16 protein-coding genes and 1 pseudogene are annotated in these 17,272 nt (G+C 72.7%); 12 read left to right on the forward strand and 5 right to left on the reverse strand.

All coding sequences use genetic code 11. The features are described from left to right. Window positions 1-15: 15 nt before the first annotated feature. Window positions 16-600, forward strand: coding sequence for a TetR/AcrR family transcriptional regulator (locus tag SRB5_RS11525; RefSeq protein ID WP_153451526.1), 585 nt, complete (start codon window positions 16-18; stop codon window positions 598-600). Window positions 601-602: 2 nt separating this feature from the next. Here the strand turns inward: SRB5_RS11525 and SRB5_RS11530 are convergent, their stop codons facing one another. After that, complete coding sequence (locus SRB5_RS11530) at window positions 603-1,745, reverse strand: PucR family transcriptional regulator (RefSeq protein WP_153451527.1); 1,143 nt, start codon at window positions 1,743-1,745, stop codon at window positions 603-605. Window positions 1,746-1,893: 148 nt separating this feature from the next. On the opposite strand from SRB5_RS11530, the gene SRB5_RS11535 reads away from it, so the two are divergent. The 3 genes from SRB5_RS11535 (at window position 1,894) to SRB5_RS11545 (ending at window position 5,478) form a co-directional block, all read left to right on the forward strand. Next, complete coding sequence (locus SRB5_RS11535; protein ID WP_323377736.1) at window positions 1,894-2,820, forward strand: proline dehydrogenase family protein; 927 nt, start codon at window positions 1,894-1,896, stop codon at window positions 2,818-2,820. Between the two features lie 33 nt (window positions 2,821-2,853). After that, a complete protein-coding gene (pruA, locus tag SRB5_RS11540; RefSeq protein ID WP_153451528.1) occupies window positions 2,854-4,485 on the forward strand; it encodes an L-glutamate gamma-semialdehyde dehydrogenase in 1,632 nt (543 codons plus the stop codon). An 828-nt stretch (window positions 4,486-5,313) separates the two neighbouring features. Beyond that, window positions 5,314-5,478 carry a hypothetical protein gene (locus tag SRB5_RS11545; protein ID WP_153451530.1) on the forward strand — a complete coding sequence of 55 codons (165 nt, stop codon included), beginning with the start codon at window positions 5,314-5,316 and terminating at the stop codon, window positions 5,476-5,478. Here the strand turns inward: SRB5_RS11545 and SRB5_RS35860 are convergent. Further along, window positions 5,472-5,612, reverse strand: coding sequence for a hypothetical protein (locus SRB5_RS35860; RefSeq protein WP_194292900.1), 141 nt, complete (start codon window positions 5,610-5,612; stop codon window positions 5,472-5,474). The two genes, SRB5_RS11545 and SRB5_RS35860, sit on opposite strands and share 7 nt — an antisense overlap. A gap of 363 nt (window positions 5,613-5,975) precedes the next feature. Between SRB5_RS35860 and SRB5_RS11550 the strand changes: the two genes are divergently transcribed. The 3 genes from SRB5_RS11550 (at window position 5,976) to cimA (ending at window position 10,366) form a co-directional block, all read left to right on the forward strand. Beyond that, on the forward strand, window positions 5,976-7,019 hold the full coding sequence (locus SRB5_RS11550; protein WP_153451532.1) for a 3-isopropylmalate dehydrogenase: 1,044 nt from the start codon (window positions 5,976-5,978) through the stop codon (window positions 7,017-7,019). A gap of 264 nt (window positions 7,020-7,283) precedes the next feature. Next, complete coding sequence (locus tag SRB5_RS11555; RefSeq protein WP_153451533.1) at window positions 7,284-8,381, forward strand: branched-chain amino acid aminotransferase; 1,098 nt, start codon at window positions 7,284-7,286, stop codon at window positions 8,379-8,381. A gap of 374 nt (window positions 8,382-8,755) precedes the next feature. After that, on the forward strand, window positions 8,756-10,366 hold the full coding sequence (gene cimA / locus SRB5_RS11560; RefSeq protein ID WP_153451535.1) for a citramalate synthase: 1,611 nt from the start codon (window positions 8,756-8,758) through the stop codon (window positions 10,364-10,366). Window positions 10,367-10,374: 8 nt separating this feature from the next. Here the strand turns inward: cimA and SRB5_RS11565 are convergent, their stop codons facing one another. After that, complete coding sequence (locus SRB5_RS11565; RefSeq protein WP_153451537.1) at window positions 10,375-11,814, reverse strand: MFS transporter; 1,440 nt, start codon at window positions 11,812-11,814, stop codon at window positions 10,375-10,377. An 87-nt stretch (window positions 11,815-11,901) separates the two neighbouring features. Here SRB5_RS11565 and SRB5_RS11570 point away from each other — a divergent pair, with 87 nt between their 5' ends. The 5 genes and pseudogenes from SRB5_RS11570 (at window position 11,902) to SRB5_RS11590 (ending at window position 15,654) form a co-directional block, all read left to right on the forward strand. Next, the gene (locus tag SRB5_RS11570; protein WP_153451538.1) at window positions 11,902-12,387 is read left to right on the forward strand and encodes a MarR family winged helix-turn-helix transcriptional regulator; all 486 of its coding nucleotides are present in this window, start codon (window positions 11,902-11,904) and stop codon (window positions 12,385-12,387) included. Between the two features lie 186 nt (window positions 12,388-12,573). Next, a complete protein-coding gene (locus tag SRB5_RS11575) occupies window positions 12,574-14,157 on the forward strand; it encodes an acyl-CoA carboxylase subunit beta (RefSeq protein WP_153451540.1) in 1,584 nt (527 codons plus the stop codon). A 56-nt stretch (window positions 14,158-14,213) separates the two neighbouring features. Next, entirely contained in the window at window positions 14,214-14,429 is a 216-nt protein-coding gene (locus SRB5_RS11580) for an acyl-CoA carboxylase epsilon subunit (protein ID WP_153451541.1), read from the forward strand. 106 nt (window positions 14,430-14,535) lie between these two features. Further along, window positions 14,536-15,102, forward strand: a pseudogene (locus tag SRB5_RS11585) (dienelactone hydrolase family protein); the annotation flags it as partial. 12 nt (window positions 15,103-15,114) lie between these two features. After that, a complete protein-coding gene (locus tag SRB5_RS11590) occupies window positions 15,115-15,654 on the forward strand; it encodes a DinB family protein (protein WP_153451714.1) in 540 nt (179 codons plus the stop codon). A gap of 12 nt (window positions 15,655-15,666) precedes the next feature. On the opposite strand, the gene SRB5_RS11595 is transcribed toward SRB5_RS11590, so the two are convergent. Beyond that, window positions 15,667-16,413, reverse strand: a complete 747-nt coding sequence (locus SRB5_RS11595) for a hypothetical protein (RefSeq protein WP_153451543.1) — start codon at window positions 16,411-16,413, stop codon at window positions 15,667-15,669. A 114-nt stretch (window positions 16,414-16,527) separates the two neighbouring features. Further along, window positions 16,528-17,220, reverse strand: coding sequence for a MerR family transcriptional regulator (locus SRB5_RS11600; RefSeq protein WP_153451545.1), 693 nt, complete (start codon window positions 17,218-17,220; stop codon window positions 16,528-16,530). Window positions 17,221-17,272: the final 52 nt, after the last annotated feature.

Below are 17,272 nucleotides of genomic sequence, written 5' to 3' on the forward strand. Positions count from 1 at the left end.
CTATCGTTCCGGGGTATGGGACACCGCGAAGACCTGCTGGAAGGCGCGAAGCGCTGCCTGCTCGAGAAGGGCTGGACGCGCACCACGGCCCGCGACATCGTGGCCGCGTCCGGGGCGAATCTGGCCTCGATCGGCTATCACTACGGCTCGAAGGACGAGCTGATGGGCCAGGCCTATCTGGCGCTGATCGAGGAGTGGGGGCAGCGTGTCGGCGAGCTGGTGGACGAGGCGGGGCTGCCCGACGAGCCCGGCGCCCGGCAGGCCGCGCTGTTCGACGCGATGATGCGCGGCATCTCCGAGAACCCGGGGTTCTGGAAGACGCAGCTCGAGGTCATCGGGCAGGCCTCCCACAACGAGAAGCTCATGGAGTTCTTCAGCAAGTCGATGCCGCTGGGCTGGGAGGGGATGCTCGAGCTGTTCGAGGGGATCCCCGAGGGCACCGGGGACCAGGAGCTGATCGACAGCGTCGGCTGGGTCTACAGCGCGCTGTTCGCCGGCATGTGGGTGCAGCATCTGGTGTCGCCGGAGCGGACACCGCCCGGCGCGGTCGTGATGCGGAGCCTGCAGCGGATCGTCGAGGGCAAGGTCGGACCCGCGTAGCCCTACAGCCGGGCCGCCTTCAGCGCCATGTGCAGCAGCAGCCGGTCCCCGCCGTCGTCCAGGTCGAGCCCGGTCAGCTCCGCCACCCGCCGCAGCCGGTAGTACAGCGTCTGCCGGTGGATCGCCAGCGCTGCCGCGGCCCGGCCCGCCTGCCCCGCGCAGTCCAGGAACACCTCCGCCGTACGGGCCAGCTCGGCGTGCGCCAGCAGCGGCCGTACGGCGGGGTCGGCCGCCGCGCCCGCCGGCAGCCCCGTGAGCAGCCGGTACGGGCCCAGCCGCGCCCAGTGCGCCACCGGCCCCAGCGCCGGCTCCGCCCGCCCGGCCCGGGCCGCCCCCAGCGCCTCCCGCCAGGCCGGCGCCAGCCCCCCGAGGTCCCGCCGGGTGTCGCTGACCCCGGCCGTGGGCCCGCTGCGGGGTGACTCCAGCAGCCGCAGCGCCGCCTGCTCCGCGCCGGCCGCCGTCCGTACGCGCACCAGCGCGGCCAGCACCGTCTCGGACACGTCCCGCAGCGCACACGTCGCCAGCACCGCCGACGCCGGCGGATGCCCGCCGTCCTCCTCCCCGGCCCACGGAAGCACCGCGACCAGGGCCACCGGCCCGTCCGCCGCCGCCCCCAGCGCCGCGCGCAGCGCCGCCCCGGCCCCCGGCGCCCCGCCGACGGCGTCCCGCAGCCGCGCCCCCGCCTCGGCGTCCGCGCGGGCCTCCGCCGCCAGCAGGGCCCCGATCCGGGTGGCCGTCTCCATGGCCTCCGCGATCCGGGGATCCGCCGGCGCTCCCGGCCCGCCCAGCTCCACGTCCGCCAGATGACCGTCGTCCAGCAGCCACACGTACCCCTGCACCACCCCGCCGTGCCGCGCCGGCAGACAGATCCGCCCGCGTATCACCCCGGCCGCCGGGTCCGGGGGGATCCGCAGCGGGCCCGTCGCCCGGGCGATGCCGAAGGCCTCGAACCACGAGCGGACCGCCGCCGTGGAGCGGCGCCGGAGGATCGAACGGGTGCGCACCGGGTCCATCAGCGGCGCGTCGTCGTCGCCGGTGTCGTGCTCGCCGAACGCGATCAGGCCGAAATCGCGGTCCTCCAGCGTGGCCGGCGCCGCCAGTACGGCCGAGATCTCGTCGACCAAAGGCTGATAATCCCCGCGCATACGGGCACTCTCTCATACAGATGTATGAGGCGACGGCTGCGGATGCGTGACAGGTGTCGATGGCCCAGGATCGGAGCGGTCCCTAGATTTCACGGTGGTTCACCGCGCGCGCCGCACCGGCGCCGAGACCGTCCCCAGGAGGTGCCCCGTGCTGGCTCCCGTGCTCCTCGCCGCGTCACGCAGCGCCCGGATGCGCAAGATCGTCGCCGCCGCGCCGGTCACCAGGCCCGTCGTCGACCGGTTCGTGGCCGGCGAGCGGCTCGACGACGCCATCGACGTCGTACGCGAACTCGACGCCCGGGGGCTGACGGTCACCCTGGACCATCTGGGCGAGGACGTCACCGACCCCTCCGAGGCCCTGCGCGCCCGCGACGCGTACCTCCGGCTGGCGGAGGCGCTGCACGGCGAGTCGCTGGGGGCGCGGGCCGAGATGTCCGTGAAGCTGTCCGCGTTCGGCCAGGCCCTGGCCGGCGGGCACGACATCGCGCTCGCCCACATCACCCCCGTGGTGGAGGCCGCCGCCGAGGCGAACACCACGGTGACCCTCGACATGGAGGACCACACCACCGTCGACTCCACGCTGGCGATCCTCGACGTGCTGCGGGACCGGTTCCCGCAGACCGGGGCGGTCGTCCAGTCGTACCTCTTCCGCACCGAGGAGGACTGCCGGGCGCTGGCGACGGCCGGCTCGCGCGTCCGCCTGGTGAAGGGGGCGTACAAGGAGCCCGCGACCGTCGCCTTCCAGGACAAGCGTGACGTGGACCGGGCGTATGTGCGCTGTCTGAAGATCCTGATGGCCGGCGGCGGGTACCCGATGGTCGGCTCGCACGACCCGCGCATGATCGCCATCGCCCAGGATCTGGCGCGCCGCTTCGGCCGCAAGGCCGGGGAGTACGAGTTCCAGATGCTGTACGGCATCCGCGAGGCGGAGCAGGAGCGCCTGGTGGCCGCCGGGCAGCGGGTCCGTGTCTACGTCCCGTACGGCACCGACTGGTACGGATACTTCATGCGGCGCCTCGCGGAGCGCCCGGCGAACCTCGCGTTCTTCGTCCGTTCTCTGGCCGGCCGCGGCTGAAGTCCCTCAACCCGTAAGGAGCTGCAGCAGATCATGGACGCTGTGACCCAGGTCCCCGTACCGGCGAACGAGCCGGTGCACTCGTACGCGCCCGGCAGCGCCGAGCGCGGCCGGCTGGAGGCCAGGCTCAAGGAGCTGGCCGAGAACCCGGCCGACCTGCCGATGACCATCGGCGGCGTGGAGCGGATGGCGGGCGGTGAGCCCTTCAGGGTGGTCCAGCCGCACGACCACGCGGCGGTGCTCGGCACCTCGGCCAACGCCACGCAGGCCGACGCCCGCGACGCCATCGACGCCGCCCTGGCCGCCGCGCCCGCCTGGCGCGCGATGTCCTTCGACGACCGCGCCGCGATCATCCTGAAGGCCGCCGACCTGCTCGCCGGGCCGTGGCGCGAGACCCTCGCGGCCTCCACCATGCTGGGGCAGTCGAAGACCGCGCAGCAGGCGGAGATCGACTGCCCGTGCGAGCTCATCGACTTCTGGCGGTTCAACGTCCACTTCGCCCGGCAGATCCTCGCCGAGCAGCCCCCGGCGCAGTCGCCCGGGGTGTGGAACCGGACCGACCACCGGCCCCTCGAGGGCTTCGTGTACGCGATCACGCCGTTCAACTTCTCCGCGATCGCCGGCAATCTGCCGACCGCTCCCGCGCTGATGGGCAACGTCGTGGTGTGGAAGCCGTCGCCGACGCAGACGCACGCGGCGGTGCTGCTCATGCGGCTGCTGACGGAGGCGGGGCTGCCGCCGGGCGTCATCAACCTGGTCACCGGTGACGGGGTCGCGGTCTCCGAGGTCGCGCTGGAGCACCCGGATCTGGCCGGGATCCACTTCACCGGGTCGACCAAGACCTTCCAGTACCTGTGGAAGACGGTGGGCGGCAACATCGAGAAGTTCCGTACGTATCCGCGGCTCGTCGGGGAGACGGGTGGCAAGGACTTCCTCGTCGCGCACCCGTCGGCCGACCGGGCGGTGCTGAAGACCGCGATCACCCGGGGCGCGTTCGAGTTCCAGGGGCAGAAGTGCTCGGCGCTGTCGCGGGCGTACGTGCCGGCGTCGATCTGGAACGACGGCTTCGCGGAGGAGTTGGCGGCGGAGGTCGACGGCCTGTCGATGGGGCCCGTCACCGATCTGTCCAACTTCATGTCCGCCCTCATCGACGAGCGGGCCTTCGCCAAGAACAAGGCGGCCATCGACCGTGCCGCCGCCGATCCGACCTGCACGATCGTCGCGGGCGGTACGTACGACGATTCGGTCGGGTACTTCGTCCGGCCGACGGTCATCGTGTGCACGGACCCGGAGAACGAGGTCTTCCGCACCGAGTACTTCGGCCCGATCGTCGCCGTGCACGTCTACGAGGACGCGGCGTACGACGCGATGCTGGCGCAGATGGAGTCCGTGTCCGAGTACGCGCTGACCGGCGCCGTCATCGCGCAGGACCGTGCGGCGGTGGCCCACGCCAGTGAGGCGCTGCGCTTCGCGGCGGGCAACTTCTACGTCAACGACAAGCCGACCGGTGCGGTCGTGGGCCAGCAGCCGTTCGGCGGCGGGCGGGCCTCGGGCACGAACGACAAGGCGGGCGCGGCGCAGAACCTGATGCGGTGGACGTCCACCCGCTCCATCAAGGAGACGACGGTCCCGCCCACGGACTACCGCTACCCCCACATGGGCTGACGCCCCTTGGGCTCACGCCCATCCCCTTCTCCGCCCCCGTCCGGTGTCCCCCCGGTCGGGGGCGGGGTCCTTTCGGCCGTCCGGCCGGGTTTTGTCGGCGCTTGCGCGCCTTGCCCTCAAACGCCGGGCGGGCTGGATAGGGGGTTTCTCCTTCGCTGTCGGCCTGCGGCCGGGCGGTGGGTTCGCCGCCGTCACGCCGGGGGTCGGGGCCACCCGACACACCTACGCGCGTACTGCCGCGTCGTGGTCCATTCGGGCGCGTTTCCCGTACGCGCGCAGGCGTGTCGAACGTCCCCTTGCCTGCGTCGGCGGCTACCGGATTGTCCCTGGTCACCGCTCCCTCCAGCCCGCCATCCGTGGGGGAATCCGCCGGGGCGCAGGCCCTCGTACGGTTGCCCCCCGCAGCCGTCGGCCCGGCGGCGCGCAGCGCCGACGCCTCACTCCGCATCCGAAGCCGCGCCAGCGGCTTCCCCCACTGCGAGGCGCGCAGCGCCCCGCCCTCCGCTCGCTGCCCCAAGGCGCGCAGCGCCGCAGAAACGCTCCACATCCGATGCCCCACCCCCCGCCGGCTACGCCGGCCCCGTCACCCCGAAACGGGCGGCCGTGGGTGGGCAACCGCCCCGCGCCGCAGGCGCGGGGAGCCGGCGGCCGACGCCGCACAAACCCGGACCCCCACCCAGCCGGCCGAGGAGTCGCACGCCCCGGTCCACCCGGCCGGCCATCCCGCCCCGCGGAGCCTGCCGTTCGCCGACTGGCAGGAGAACCGCTCGGCGTACACCACCGGCTGGTGGGCGGCGGCCCAGGACCGGCTGCCGCGAGGCCCTCGACGTGGGCTGCGGCAACGACTTCGCCTGCTCGGTGGCCGCGATCCACCCCGGGATGTCGTACGCCCGGGTGCGCGCCGAGGCGCGGCGCGTCCTGCCGGGGGTGCGCTACCGCCGCGGACTGCTGTGGCGGTACTCGTTGGTGTGGCGGAAGCCGGGGCCTCAGTGACCCGTGACGCCGCCGTTGTCGCGGCGGTCGAGGGCGCGCTGCAGGGCCGCGGCGGCCTCCTTGCGGGCGCGGGCCTCGGCGGTGTGGCCGGCGTGGCGGTGGCGGCGGACGGGCGTGGCGGTGGTGGGGGCCATGGTCGTCTCCTCGGACGGTGACGCGAAGCAGGGGGACGGCCGTTACGGCGGGAGACGGACGCCGCAGGGGGTGACCTGCGCGGGGCGTCTGGGCTCGACCGCGGTCGCTGGTGGGGCGACGATGCATTCCGGCTACATACAAAAGTAGGGCGTCCAAGCATTTCTGTCCCGTCGGATACTCGGACTTCCTACTATGTGAGACGAGATCTTCTGCGACCTGCGGTTTTACGGGCCCGCCCGGCGCGCCCCCGCGCCCGGCGCCGAAGCGCGGGCGCCCACCCGGCCGTACGCGGCCCCCGGCGCGAGCCGTCCACATGGCGGACGCCGGTGTCATCCTGTGGACGCGAGGCGTAGGGTTCCCCCATGTCTCGCACCATCAGCCTCGCAGTGATCCCCGGTGACGGTATCGGCCGGGAAGTCGTGGCCCAGGGCCTGAAGGTCCTCACGGCCGTTCTCCCGCACGACGTGAAGCTGGAGACCGAGACCTACGATCTCGGGGCCAAGCGCTGGCACGCCACCGGGGAGACCCTCCCCGACGCCGAGCTGGACCGCCTCAAGAACCACGACGCGATCCTCCTCGGCGCCATCGGCGACCCCTCCGTGCCCTCCGGCGTACTCGAGCGCGGCCTGCTCCTCAAGCTCCGCTTCGCGTTCGACCACTACGTGAACCTCCGCCCGTCGAAGCTCCTCCCGAGCGCCGTCACGCCGCTCGCCGGCGACCCGGAGATCGACTTCGTCGTGGTCCGCGAGGGCACCGAGGGCCCGTACACCGGCAACGGCGGCTCGCTGCGCACCGGTACGCCCGCCGAGGTCGCCACCGAGGTCAGCGTGAACACCGCCTACGGCGTGGAGCGCGTCGTCCGCGACGCCTTCGCCCGCGCCCAGGCCCGCCCGCGCAGGAAGCTGACCCTCGTCCACAAGAACAACGTGCTGGTCTACGCCGGCCACCTGTGGAAGAACATCTTCGACCGGGTCGCCACCGAGTTCCCCGACGTCACCACGGACTATCTGCACGTCGACGCCGCCACGATCTTCCTGGTGAACGACCCGGGCCGGTTCGACGTGATCGTCACCGACAACCTCTTCGGCGACATCATCACCGACCTCGCCGCCGCCGTCACCGGCGGTATCGGGCTCGCGGCCTCCGGCAACATCAACCCGGACGGCACCTTCCCGTCGATGTTCGAGCCCGTCCACGGCTCGGCCCCGGACATCGCCGGCACCGGCAAGGCCGACCCGACGGCCACGATCCTCTCGGTCGCCCTGCTGCTGCGCCACCTCGGCCACGAGGCCGAGGCCGGCCGGATCGAGGACGCGGTCGCCGCCGACCTCGCCGGGCGCGCGGGCGCCGCCGCCCGTACGACGGACGAGATCGGCGACGCGCTCGCCGCCCGAGTATCCGGCTGACCGCCGGGGGCTCCCGTACCCACAGCCGCCCCGACGGTCAGGCCGACCCGTTCCCCGTGAGGGGGAACTAAAGCCCGGCTGAGCCGACTGCTGCGCTCCGCGGCGGTCGGTGCGACGATGACCCTCGGGCCGCGCCACCCTGCTTGGCCGCGCCGCCCCGTCCCCGTAGATAATCGGAGACGGGGCCGCGGCACGAAGGAAAGCTCGGACGTCCTAGTACTGGGCGCGGTCCGCCACAGACGTAACGGTGAAGGACACCTGACTATGACGACGGCGATCGAACTCAAGCCCTCGGCACACCCCACGTCCGACGCGGAGCGGGAGGCGATCCTGGCCGCCCCCGGGTTCGGCCGGCACTTCACGGACCACATGGTCACCATCAAGTGGACCGAGGGCCGGGGCTGGCACGACGCGCAGCTCCAGCCGTACGCGCCGCTGTCCATCGACCCGGCGAACATGACGCTGCACTACGCGCAGTCGATCTTCGAGGGCCTGAAGGCCTACCGCCGCGCCGACGGCACGGTCGCCACCTTCCGCCCCGCGGCCAACGCCGAGCGCTTCCAGCGCTCCGCGCGCCGGCTGGCGATGCCCGAGCTGCCCGTCGAGACGTTCATCGCGGCGATCGACGCGCTGGTCACGCAGGACGAGGCGTGGGTGCCGAGCGGCGGCGAGGAGTCGCTGTACCTGCGCCCGTTCATGTTCGCCACCGAGGTGGGCCTGGGCGTGCGCCCGGCCAACGAGTACCTCTTCATGGTCATCGCCTCCCCGGCCGGCGCCTACTTCTCCGGCGGCCTCAAGCCCGTCTCCGTCTGGCTCTCCGAGGAGTACGTGCGCGCCGCGCCCGGCGGCACGGGCGAGGCCAAGTGCGCCGGCAACTACGCCGCCTCGCTGGTCGCCCAGGCGCAGGCCGCCGAGCACGGCTGCGACCAGGTGGTCTGGCTGGACGCGGTGGAGCGGCGCTGGATCGAGGAGATGGGCGGCATGAACCTGTACTTCGTCGAGGGGACGGGTACGGACGCCACCATCGTCACGCCGGAGCTCACCGGCACGCTGCTGCCCGGCATCACCCGCGACTCGCTGCTGCGCATCGCCGGCGACCTGGGGTACAAGACCGCCGAGCGCCGGATCTCCAAGGAGGAGTGGCAGCAGGGCAACGCCGACGGCACCATCTCCGAGGTGTTCGCCTGCGGCACCGCCGCCGTCATCACCCCCGTCGGTTCGGTGAAGTCGACCCGCGCCTCGTGGACCGTCGGCGACGGCGGTACGGGCCCGATCACCGCGCAGCTGCGCAAGGCGCTCCTGGACATCCAGACCGGCGAGGCCCCCGATGGGCACGGCTGGATGCACCGCCTCGGCCGCTGACTCCCGTACGGCGAAAAGCCCCGGCGGAGCACCACCCGCCGGGGCTTTGACCTGGGCCCCGGCGACACGCGACCGCATGATGAGACGGCCGGGCCGCTTGGGGCGGGATGTGCGAGACTTCCGATGTGCCGACCTTCGCCACGATTATTGGCAGCAGGCGCGCCGGTCCGCAGTGACCGCCCGATCCGCACCCGAACGGTGCGGCCGGCGGACACGGTGACTCAGACCCGCGCGCAGACCTCTCGTGACCAACGAGGGGTCTTTTCGTTTACCGGCCACCTTTACCGGCGGACGAAGCGGCGAAGGTCTGGGATGCGGACCGGCATCGACGGACAGCACCCGATGGACGCAGCAGCCCTGTTTGGAGCCTCCCCATGAACGCCACCCCCGAGCGACCCGACGATTCCTTCCACGTCTTCGACACCACCCTGCGCGACGGCGCGCAGCGCGAGGGCATCAACCTCTCCGTGGCGGACAAGCTCACCATCGCCCGGCAGCTGGACGAGTTCGGCGTCGGCTTCATCGAGGGCGGCTGGCCCGGGGCCGTACCGCGGGACACCGAGTTCTTCCGCCGGGCCGTGGACGAGGTCGACTTCCGGCACGCCCAGCTGGTGGCGTTCGGCTCCACCCGCAAGGCCGGCGTCGCGGTGGAGGAAGACGCGCAGGTCGCCGCGCTGCTGGAGGCCAAGGCCCCCGTCATCTGCCTGGTCGCCAAGTCACATGACCGCCATGTGGAACTGGCGCTGCGCACCACTCTCGACGAGAACCTGGCGATGGTCCGCGACACGGTGTCGTACCTGAGCGGGCAGGGCCGCCGGGTGTTCGTCGACTGCGAGCACTTCTTCGACGGCTTCAAGGCCAACCCCGACTACGCCAAGTCCGTGGTCCGCACCGCCGCCGAGGCCGGCGCCGATGTCGTCGTCCTGTGCGACACCAACGGCGGCATGCTGCCGGCCGGGGTGCACGCCGTGGTGTCCGAGGTGATCGCCGACACCGGCGCCCGCATCGGCATGCACGCCCAGGACGACACGGGCTGCGCCGTCGCCAACACCCTCGCCGCCGTCGACGCCGGCGCCACCCACGTGCAGTGCACGGCGAACGGCTACGGCGAGCGGGTCGGCAACGCGAACCTCTTCCCCGTCGTCGCCGCCCTCGAGCTCAAGTACGACCGGCGGGTGCTGCCGCCCGGCGCGCTGCGCGAGATGACCCGTATCTCGCACGCCATCGCCGAGGTTGTCAACCTCGCCCCCTCCACCCACCAGCCGTACGTCGGTGTCTCGGCCTTCGCGCACAAGGCCGGACTGCACGCCTCCGCGATCAAGGTGGACCCGGACCTCTACCAGCACACCGACCCCGAGCGGGTCGGCAACACCATGCGGATGCTGGTCTCCGACATGGCCGGCCGGGCGTCCGTCGAGCTCAAGGGCAAGGAGCTCGGCGTCGACCTCGGCGGCGACCGCGAGCTCGTCGGCCGGGTGGTCGAGCGGATCAAGCAGGCCGAGCTGCGCGGCTACACCTACGAGGCGGCGGACGCCTCCTTCGAGCTGCTGCTGCGCGAGGAGGTGGCGCGCCGCCCGCTGCGGTACTTCCGCACCGAGTCGTGGCGCGCCATCACCGAGTACCGGCCGGACGGCACCCACGCCATCGAGGCCACCGTCAAGCTCTGGGCCAAGGGCGAGCGCATCATCGCCACCGCCGAGGGCAACGGCCCCGTCAACGCCCTGGACCGGGCGCTGCGGGTGGCGCTGGAGCGGATCCACCGGGAGCTGGCGGGCTTCGAGCTCGTCGACTACAAGGTCCGCATCCTGGAGGGCACGCACGGCTCCCAGTCCACGACCCGCGTCCTGGTCACCACCAGCGACGGCCGGACGGAGTGGTCGACGGTGGGCGTCGGCGACAACATCATCGCGGCGTCCTGGCAGGCGCTGGTCGACGCGTACACCTTCGGCCTGCTGCGGGCCGGGGTGGCGGCGGACGAGGCGTAGGGCCGGCATCAGACGGCCGCCTTCCCGCGCTCCGGCCGCAGGACCGTCAGCGCGAGGACGGCGGCCGTCAGGACCAGGGCCGTACTGATGGCGAACGCCAGATGGAAGCCGCCGGTCAGGGCCTCGGCCCGGCTGTGGCCGGACGCCAGCAGTGACCGCGTGCGCCCCGCCGCCAGGGTGGACAGCACCGCGACGCCCAGCGCCGAGCCGACGGACTGGCCGGTGTTGAACAGCCCCGAGACGACCCCCGCGTCCTCGGGGCGGGCGGCCGACATGCCGAGCGTCATCATCGACGGCAGGACCAGCCCGCCCCCGCTGATCAGCAGCATCGTCGGCAGCAGATCGCGGACGAACACCGCGTCCGTCGCGGGGGTACGCAGCAGCAGGCCGAGGGCAATGGTCAGCAGGGCCAGGCCCGTCAGCAGCACCGCACGCGGGCCGTACGCGTTCATCAGCCGCGCCGACAGCCCCAGGGACACGGCGCCGATCATCAGCGCGGCCGGCAGCATCGCCAGGCCCGTCTTCCCGGCGCCGTAGCCGAGCACCTGCTGCATGTACAGGGCGACGATCACCTGGAACGAGAACATCCCGCCGATCACCAGCAGCTGGACGACGTTCGCCCCGGCGACGTCACGGGAGCGGAAGACGTGCAGCGGGAGCAGCGGGGCGGCCACCGTGGCCTGCCGGCGGACGAATGCGGCGATCAGCAGCAGGGACACGGCGCCGAGGACCAGGGTGTGCGCCGAGGCCCAGCCGTAGTGCTCGGTGCGCACGATCGTGTAGACGCCCAGCATCAGCCCGGCGGTGACGAGCACGGCGCCCGGGGCGTCGGCGCCTGCCTTGCGGCCCAGGCCCCGGTCGGCGGGCAGGACGCGGGCGGCGAGGAGGGCGGTGGCCAGGCCGATCGGCAGGTTGATGAAGAAGATCCAGTGCCAGCTGAGGGCGTCGGTGAGCACCCCGCCCAGCACCTGTCCGATGGAGGCGCCCGCCGCGCCGGTGAAGGCGAAGACGCCCATGGCCCGGGTCCGTTCCGCCGGCTCGGGGAACAGGGTGACGACCATGCCGAGTCCGACGGCCGAGCTCAGCGCGCCGCCGACGCCCTGCAGGAACCGGGCGGCGACGAGCATCCAGGGCTCGGCGGCCAGCCCGCCGGCCAGGGAGGCGAGGGTGAAGAGGGCGAGCCCGGCGAGGAAGACGTTCTTGCGGCCGACCAGGTCGCCGAGCCGTCCGGCCAGGAGCAGCAGACCGCCGAAGGCGATCATGTACGCGTTCAGGGTCCAGGTCAGTCCGGCGGGGGTGAAGCCCAGATCCCGCTGGATGGCCGGCAGGGCGACGGTGACGATGCTGCCGTCCAGGATGATCATCAGCGCTCCGGTGCTGATCACCGCGAGGGCGAGCCAACGGGAGCGGACGGGGACCGATTCGAGGGTGACGCTGTCTGCGGTCATGGCGTGACCGTAACAGATAATCCGCTACTGGACTATCTCTTAATTTCCGATCCGCATCCGGATTGTCCTGTGCGCTACCTTGGTCCCATGACCGCACGCGCCCCCGGCAACACCGTCCTGGACCTGACCGGCAGCCTCATGCACGCCGGTCATGTGCTGAACACCAAGCTCACCGCCGCCCTCGCCGAGGCCGGCATCTCGCAGCGCGAGCAGTGCGTCCTCGTGCACGCGCTGCAGGAGGAGCGGACCCAGATCCAGCTCGCGGAGCTGGCGCATCTGGACAAGACCACGATGGTCACCACCGTCGACAAGCTGGAGAAGGCCGGCCTGGCCGAGCGCCGGCCCTCCGCCACCGACCGCCGGGCCCGCATTATCGAGGTCACCGAGGCCGGACGGCGCACCGCCGAGCAGGGGCAGGAGATCGTCGACCGGGTGCACGGGGAGGTGCTCGGCGCCATTCCCGAGGCGGAACGGGAGGTCTTCCTGAGCGTGCTGGAGCGGCTCACCTCCGGCGCCCTCGCCCAGCCCGAGCCCGCCGCGACGGGCGTGCGCCGGGCCCGCGGGTCACGCTGAGCCGTCACCCGCTCGGCCCCCTGACCGGCCACTCTTTTGTGAGAGGCCCACAGGGGTGCGCCCCCGTTAGTTGGCTGGTGTGGGGGACTCTCCATGGGTATGTGTGTTCCCTGCGCAGTCTTTGCGTCCGGACGTTGTAGGGATCCGACATCGGGATCGGCGGCCCGGGCGCCGTACCGTCTTCGTATGACCACTCTCGATGACGCCCCCGCAGAGACGAACGAGGCCCGCGGGCGCGCCGCCGAGCTGCACCGGATCCGCGAGCGGGCGTTCGCCGGGCCGTCCGAGCGAGCCACCGCGGCCCAGAAGGCCAAGGGCAAGCTCACCGCACGCGAACGCATCGGCCTCCTGCTCGACGAGGGCTCCTTCCACGAGGTGGAGACGCTGCGCCGGCACCGGGCGACCGGGTTCGGCCTGGAGGGCAAGAAGCCCTACACCGACGGCGTCATCACCGGCTGGGGCACCGTGCACGGCCGTACGGTGTTCGTCTACGCACACGACTTCCGGATCTTTGGCGGCGCCCTCGGCGAGGCCCACGCCACCAAGATCCACAAGATCATGGACATGGCCATCTCGGCCGGTGCCCCGCTGGTCTCCCTCAACGACGGCGCCGGCGCCCGCATCCAGGAGGGCGTCTCCGCCCTCGCCGGCTACGGCGGCATCTTCCAGCGCAACACCCGCGCCTCCGGGGTCATCCCGCAGATCAGCGTGATGCTCGGCCCCTGCGCGGGCGGCGCGGCCTACTCGCCGGCGCTCACCGACTTCGTGTTCATGGTCCGCGAGACCTCGCAGATGTTCATCACCGGCCCGGACGTGGTCCGCGCGGTCACCGGTGAGGAGATCTCGCAGAACGGCCTGGGCGGCGCGGACGTGCACGCCGAGACCTCCGGGGTGGCGCACTTCGCGTACGACGACGAGGTGACGTGCCTGGAGGAGGTGCGCTACCTGCTGTCGATGCTCCCGCAGAACAACCGGGAGAACCCGCCGCCGGTGGAGTCCCAGGACCCGGCGGACCGGCGCGGCGACGTGCTGTTCGACCTGGTGCCCGCCGACGGGAACCGGCCGTACGACATGCACAAGGTCATCGAGGAGATCGTCGACGACGGCGACTTCCTCGAGGTCCACGAGCGCTGGGCGCGCAACATCATCTGCGCGCTGGCCCGCTTCGACGGCCAGGTCGTCGGCATCATCGCCAACCAGCCGTCCACCCTGGCCGGCGTGCTGGACATCGAGGCGAGCGAGAAGGCCGCCCGCTTCGTCCAGATGTGCGACGCGTTCAACATCCCGATCGTCACGCTGCTGGACGTCCCCGGCTTCCTGCCCGGCGTCAGCCAGGAGCACGGCGGGATCATCCGGCACGGGGCGAAGCTGCTCTACGCCTACTGCAACGCCACCGTCCCGCGGATCTCGATCGTCCTGCGCAAGGCCTACGGCGGCGCGTACATCGTCATGGACTCGCAGTCCATCGGCGCCGACCTGACGTACGCGTGGCCCACCAACGAGATCGCCGTGATGGGCGCCGAGGGCGCCGCCAACGTCATCTTCCGCAAGCAGATCGCCGAGGCCGACGACCCGGACGCCGAGCGCGCCCTGATGGTCAAGCAGTACAAGGCCGAGCTGATGCACCCGTACTACGCGGCCGAGCGGGGCCTGGTCGACGACGTCATCGACCCGGCGCAGACCCGCGAGGTCCTGATCCGCTCGCTGGCCATGCTGCGGACGAAGCACGCCGACCTGCCGTCCCGCAAGCACGGCAACCCGCCGCAGTGACGTCATCCGCGGTCGACCCCGCCGTAACCCGCCCGGCCCACTTTGGAGATGTGGATATGGAGAAGAACGTGAGCTCTGAGGCCGCGTCGGCCAACCTGGTCCGTGTCGAGAAGGGCTCCGCCAGCGAGGAGGAGCTCGCCGCCCTCACCGCGGTGCTGCTCGCCCGCGCCGCGAGCCGCCCGGCCGCCGCCCCCCGCCACCCGGGCTCCGCCCGCTGGCGCCGGCTGGAGCGCACGCCCGGCTTCCGCGCGCCGCACAGCTGGCAGGGCTGACCCTCCCGTACGACGCCGGACCCCCGCCCTTCCTCCCCGGGCGGGGGTCCGGCGTTGTCGTACCCCTTCGTTAGGGTGCCAGTTATCCGACGAAGGGTGATGCGCCATGGCCGAGATCGTGCTCTTCCACCACGCCTGCGGGCTGACCCCCGGGATCGTCGCGTTCGCGGACGGGCTGCGGGCCGCCGGGCACACCGTGCATACGCCGGACCTGTACGAGGGCCGGACCTTCGGCACCCTCGAGGAGGGCGTCGCCCACGCGGGGGAGATCGGCTTCGGCGAGCTGCGTGAGCGCGGGGTGCGGGCGGCCGAGGGGCTGCGGCCGGAGGTGGTGTACGCCGGGTTCTCGATCGGGGCGATGCCGGCGCAGCGGCTCGCGCAGACCCGGGCGGGGGCGCGGGGGGCGCTTCTGTTCGACGCCTGTGTGCCGGTGACGGAGTTCTCCGCCGCGTGGCCGGCGGGGGTGCCGGTGCAGGTGCACGCGATGGACGCCGACCCGTTCTTCACCGAGGACGGCGACATCGACGCGGCGCGGGCGCTGGTGGCGGGGACGGGGGAGGCGGAGCTGTTCCTCTACCCCGGCGAGCGGCACATCTTTGCCGACAGCTCCCTCGACTCGTACGACAAGGCGGCGGCGGAGCTGCTCGGCGAGCGGGTACGGGCCTTCCTCGCCGACGAGGAGCGGATGGCGCAGGTCGACGAGCACGGCCGCCCCGAACCGCCGGTGGCGGCCGGGGAGACGGCGACGCTGCTCGGGTTCCTCGACTTCCAGCGGGCGACGTTCGCGTGGAAGTGCGCGGATCTGGACGCGGCCGGTCTGGACGTGTCCGTCGCGGCCTCGTCGATGACGCTGGGCGGGATGCTCAAGCATCTGGCCTACGTGGAGGACCACTGGTTCACGCGGATGCTGGCCGACGCCCCGTATCCGGCGCCGTGGGACACCGTCGACTGGGCGGCGGACGCCGACTGGGACTGGCACTCGGCGGCCGGGGACACCCCCGGCGAGCTGCGCGCCCTGTGGGACGCCTCGGTCGCCCGGTCCCGTGACCGCGTCGCCGAGGCCCTGCGCGACGGCGGACCCGGGCAGCCGGCCCGCCGCGGCTGGCGGGACGGGCGGTCGCCGAGCCTGCGCTGGATCCTGTGCCACATGATCGAGGAGTACGCCCGGCACAACGGCCACGCGGACCTCGTCCGTGAGTCCGTGGACGGGCGGACGGGGGAGTAGCGGCGGCCGGGCTCAGCCCGGGGCCACGCCCAGGTCGATCGTGCGGCCGGCCGGGGGCGGCTTCACCGTGACCGGCTCGTCGAACTCCGACATCGTGATCGTCAGCGCCATCGTGCCGTCGTCGGTGGTGCTCGTCGTGCGCAGCGGATACGGGGTGCCCTCGGTGGCCACGTAGACGTGGTTCTCGGTGCCGCCCTGCTCCGCCGACACATCGACCACGGGCGTGCCGTCCACCGTGGCCGTGCCGCCCTTGTCCAGCGGGGTGCCGGCGGTGGGCGCCGGGAACTGGCGCATCTGGCCGCGCAGGGCGTCCAGATCGCAGAACTGGGCCACCTCGGCGGCGGCGGGATGCGTGGCCGGTACGTGCAGATAGGTGCCGTCCAGCAGCGCCTTCCGGACGTCCGCCGGCAGCCCGGGGAACTTCACCGCGAGCCACTCCGCGTCCGGCCGCAGCCACAGGTCCTCGCCCTGCCGCAGCACCTCGACGCCCGCCTTCCCCGGCTTCAGCCACACCCGCCCGGTGCACCGGCCCCGGTCGTCGAGCCGCAGGTCCCACGCCGCGGGGATCCCGTCGGGCAGCCCCTCGCCGGTCATCCTCGCGTGCATCGAGCCGGCCGTGCCGAAGGCGTCCCGCGCCTCGCGGACGATCCCCCTGGCCCCGAGCTCGCCGACCCCGTTGTCGTCGGCGGCCACGGCGGACCCGCCGAACGCGAGGGCGCACAGAGCGGCGGGTACAGCCGCCTTACGGATTCCGAGCATGCCCGACCTCCACTGCCTTCCCGGGGGCAACCCCCCGGACCCCCGGCCGAACGGCGGTTCCGCCGGGAACCCCGACGCGGACGGAATCGCGCAGAATGCACGTAAATGCTACGTTCATTCGCCCGCCTCCGCATCCGCAACCGCCCGCCGCACCGCCTCCGTCGTCGGCCCCGGGAAGCGGCGGGCCGACTCCTCCGCCTCCGCCAGCCGGCGCAGCGCCAGCAGTACCGGCTCGAACAGCACCGTGAGCGCCACCACCGCCTCCACCTGCTCCGCCGGCGACTCGTACGACGCGATCAGCGACAGCTCCGGCCCCGCCAGCCCCTGCGCCGCCCGGGCGTACGGCGTGAGGTGTGCCACGTCGTACGGATAGCCCAGCCGCGCCAGCCCGGCCACCGCCGCCACGAGCATCCGGAACGCGGGCGACTCGTCGCCGAGCCCCCGGGCGAACGTCCAGCCCATCGCCTCCAGCAGCCGGCCGGCCTCCCGGCGCGCCGCCGCGGTCTCCGGCGCCGACTCGTCCGGCTCCGGACCGTGCGGCAGCGCCCAGACGGCGGCGCCGAGCCGGTTGTTGTGCTCCTGCTCCTCGTCGTCGACCGCGGCCAGCACCTCACGCGCGGCGGCCACCTGCACCCGGCCCACCTGGATCAGGGCCCGGACCAGCCGCAGCCGGCGCAGATGCTCCTCGTCGTACTCGGCCTGTGTGGCGCTCACCCGCCGCCCCGGGGGCAGCAGGCCCTCCCGCAGGTAGTACTTGATCGTCGCGGTGCTCACGCCGCTGCGCTCGCTCAGCTCGGCCAGTCGCATGCGCCCTCGTACGCCCTTCCCTCGCCCGTGCCCTTGCGCCCTCCGTTGGAGA

This window comes from Streptomyces smaragdinus, from assembly GCF_009604385.1.
Taxonomy (GTDB): Bacteria; Actinomycetota; Actinomycetes; order Streptomycetales; family Streptomycetaceae; genus Streptomyces; species Streptomyces smaragdinus.

Coding starts and splice junctions, on each gene's coding strand:
- SRB5_RS11525 (WP_153451526.1), top strand. CDS start 16: ATGGGACACCGCGAAGACCTGCTGGAAGGCGCGAAGCGCTGCCTGCTC.
- SRB5_RS11530 (WP_153451527.1), bottom strand. CDS start 1,745: ATGCGCGGGGATTATCAGCCTTTGGTCGACGAGATCTCGGCCGTACTG.
- pruA (WP_153451528.1), top strand. CDS start 2,854: ATGGACGCTGTGACCCAGGTCCCCGTACCGGCGAACGAGCCGGTGCAC.
- SRB5_RS35860 (WP_194292900.1), bottom strand. CDS start 5,612: ATGGCCCCCACCACCGCCACGCCCGTCCGCCGCCACCGCCACGCCGGC.
- SRB5_RS11550 (WP_153451532.1), top strand. CDS start 5,976: ATGTCTCGCACCATCAGCCTCGCAGTGATCCCCGGTGACGGTATCGGC.
- SRB5_RS11555 (WP_153451533.1), top strand. CDS start 7,284: ATGACGACGGCGATCGAACTCAAGCCCTCGGCACACCCCACGTCCGAC.
- cimA (WP_153451535.1), top strand. CDS start 8,756: ATGAACGCCACCCCCGAGCGACCCGACGATTCCTTCCACGTCTTCGAC.
- SRB5_RS11565 (WP_153451537.1), bottom strand. CDS start 11,814: ATGACCGCAGACAGCGTCACCCTCGAATCGGTCCCCGTCCGCTCCCGT.
- SRB5_RS11570 (WP_153451538.1), top strand. CDS start 11,902: ATGACCGCACGCGCCCCCGGCAACACCGTCCTGGACCTGACCGGCAGC.
- SRB5_RS11575 (WP_153451540.1), top strand. CDS start 12,574: ATGACCACTCTCGATGACGCCCCCGCAGAGACGAACGAGGCCCGCGGG.
- SRB5_RS11580 (WP_153451541.1), top strand. CDS start 14,214: ATGGAGAAGAACGTGAGCTCTGAGGCCGCGTCGGCCAACCTGGTCCGT.
- SRB5_RS11590 (WP_153451714.1), top strand. CDS start 15,115: ATGGCGCAGGTCGACGAGCACGGCCGCCCCGAACCGCCGGTGGCGGCC.
- SRB5_RS11595 (WP_153451543.1), bottom strand. CDS start 16,413: ATGCTCGGAATCCGTAAGGCGGCTGTACCCGCCGCTCTGTGCGCCCTC.
- SRB5_RS11600 (WP_153451545.1), bottom strand. CDS start 17,220: ATGCGACTGGCCGAGCTGAGCGAGCGCAGCGGCGTGAGCACCGCGACG.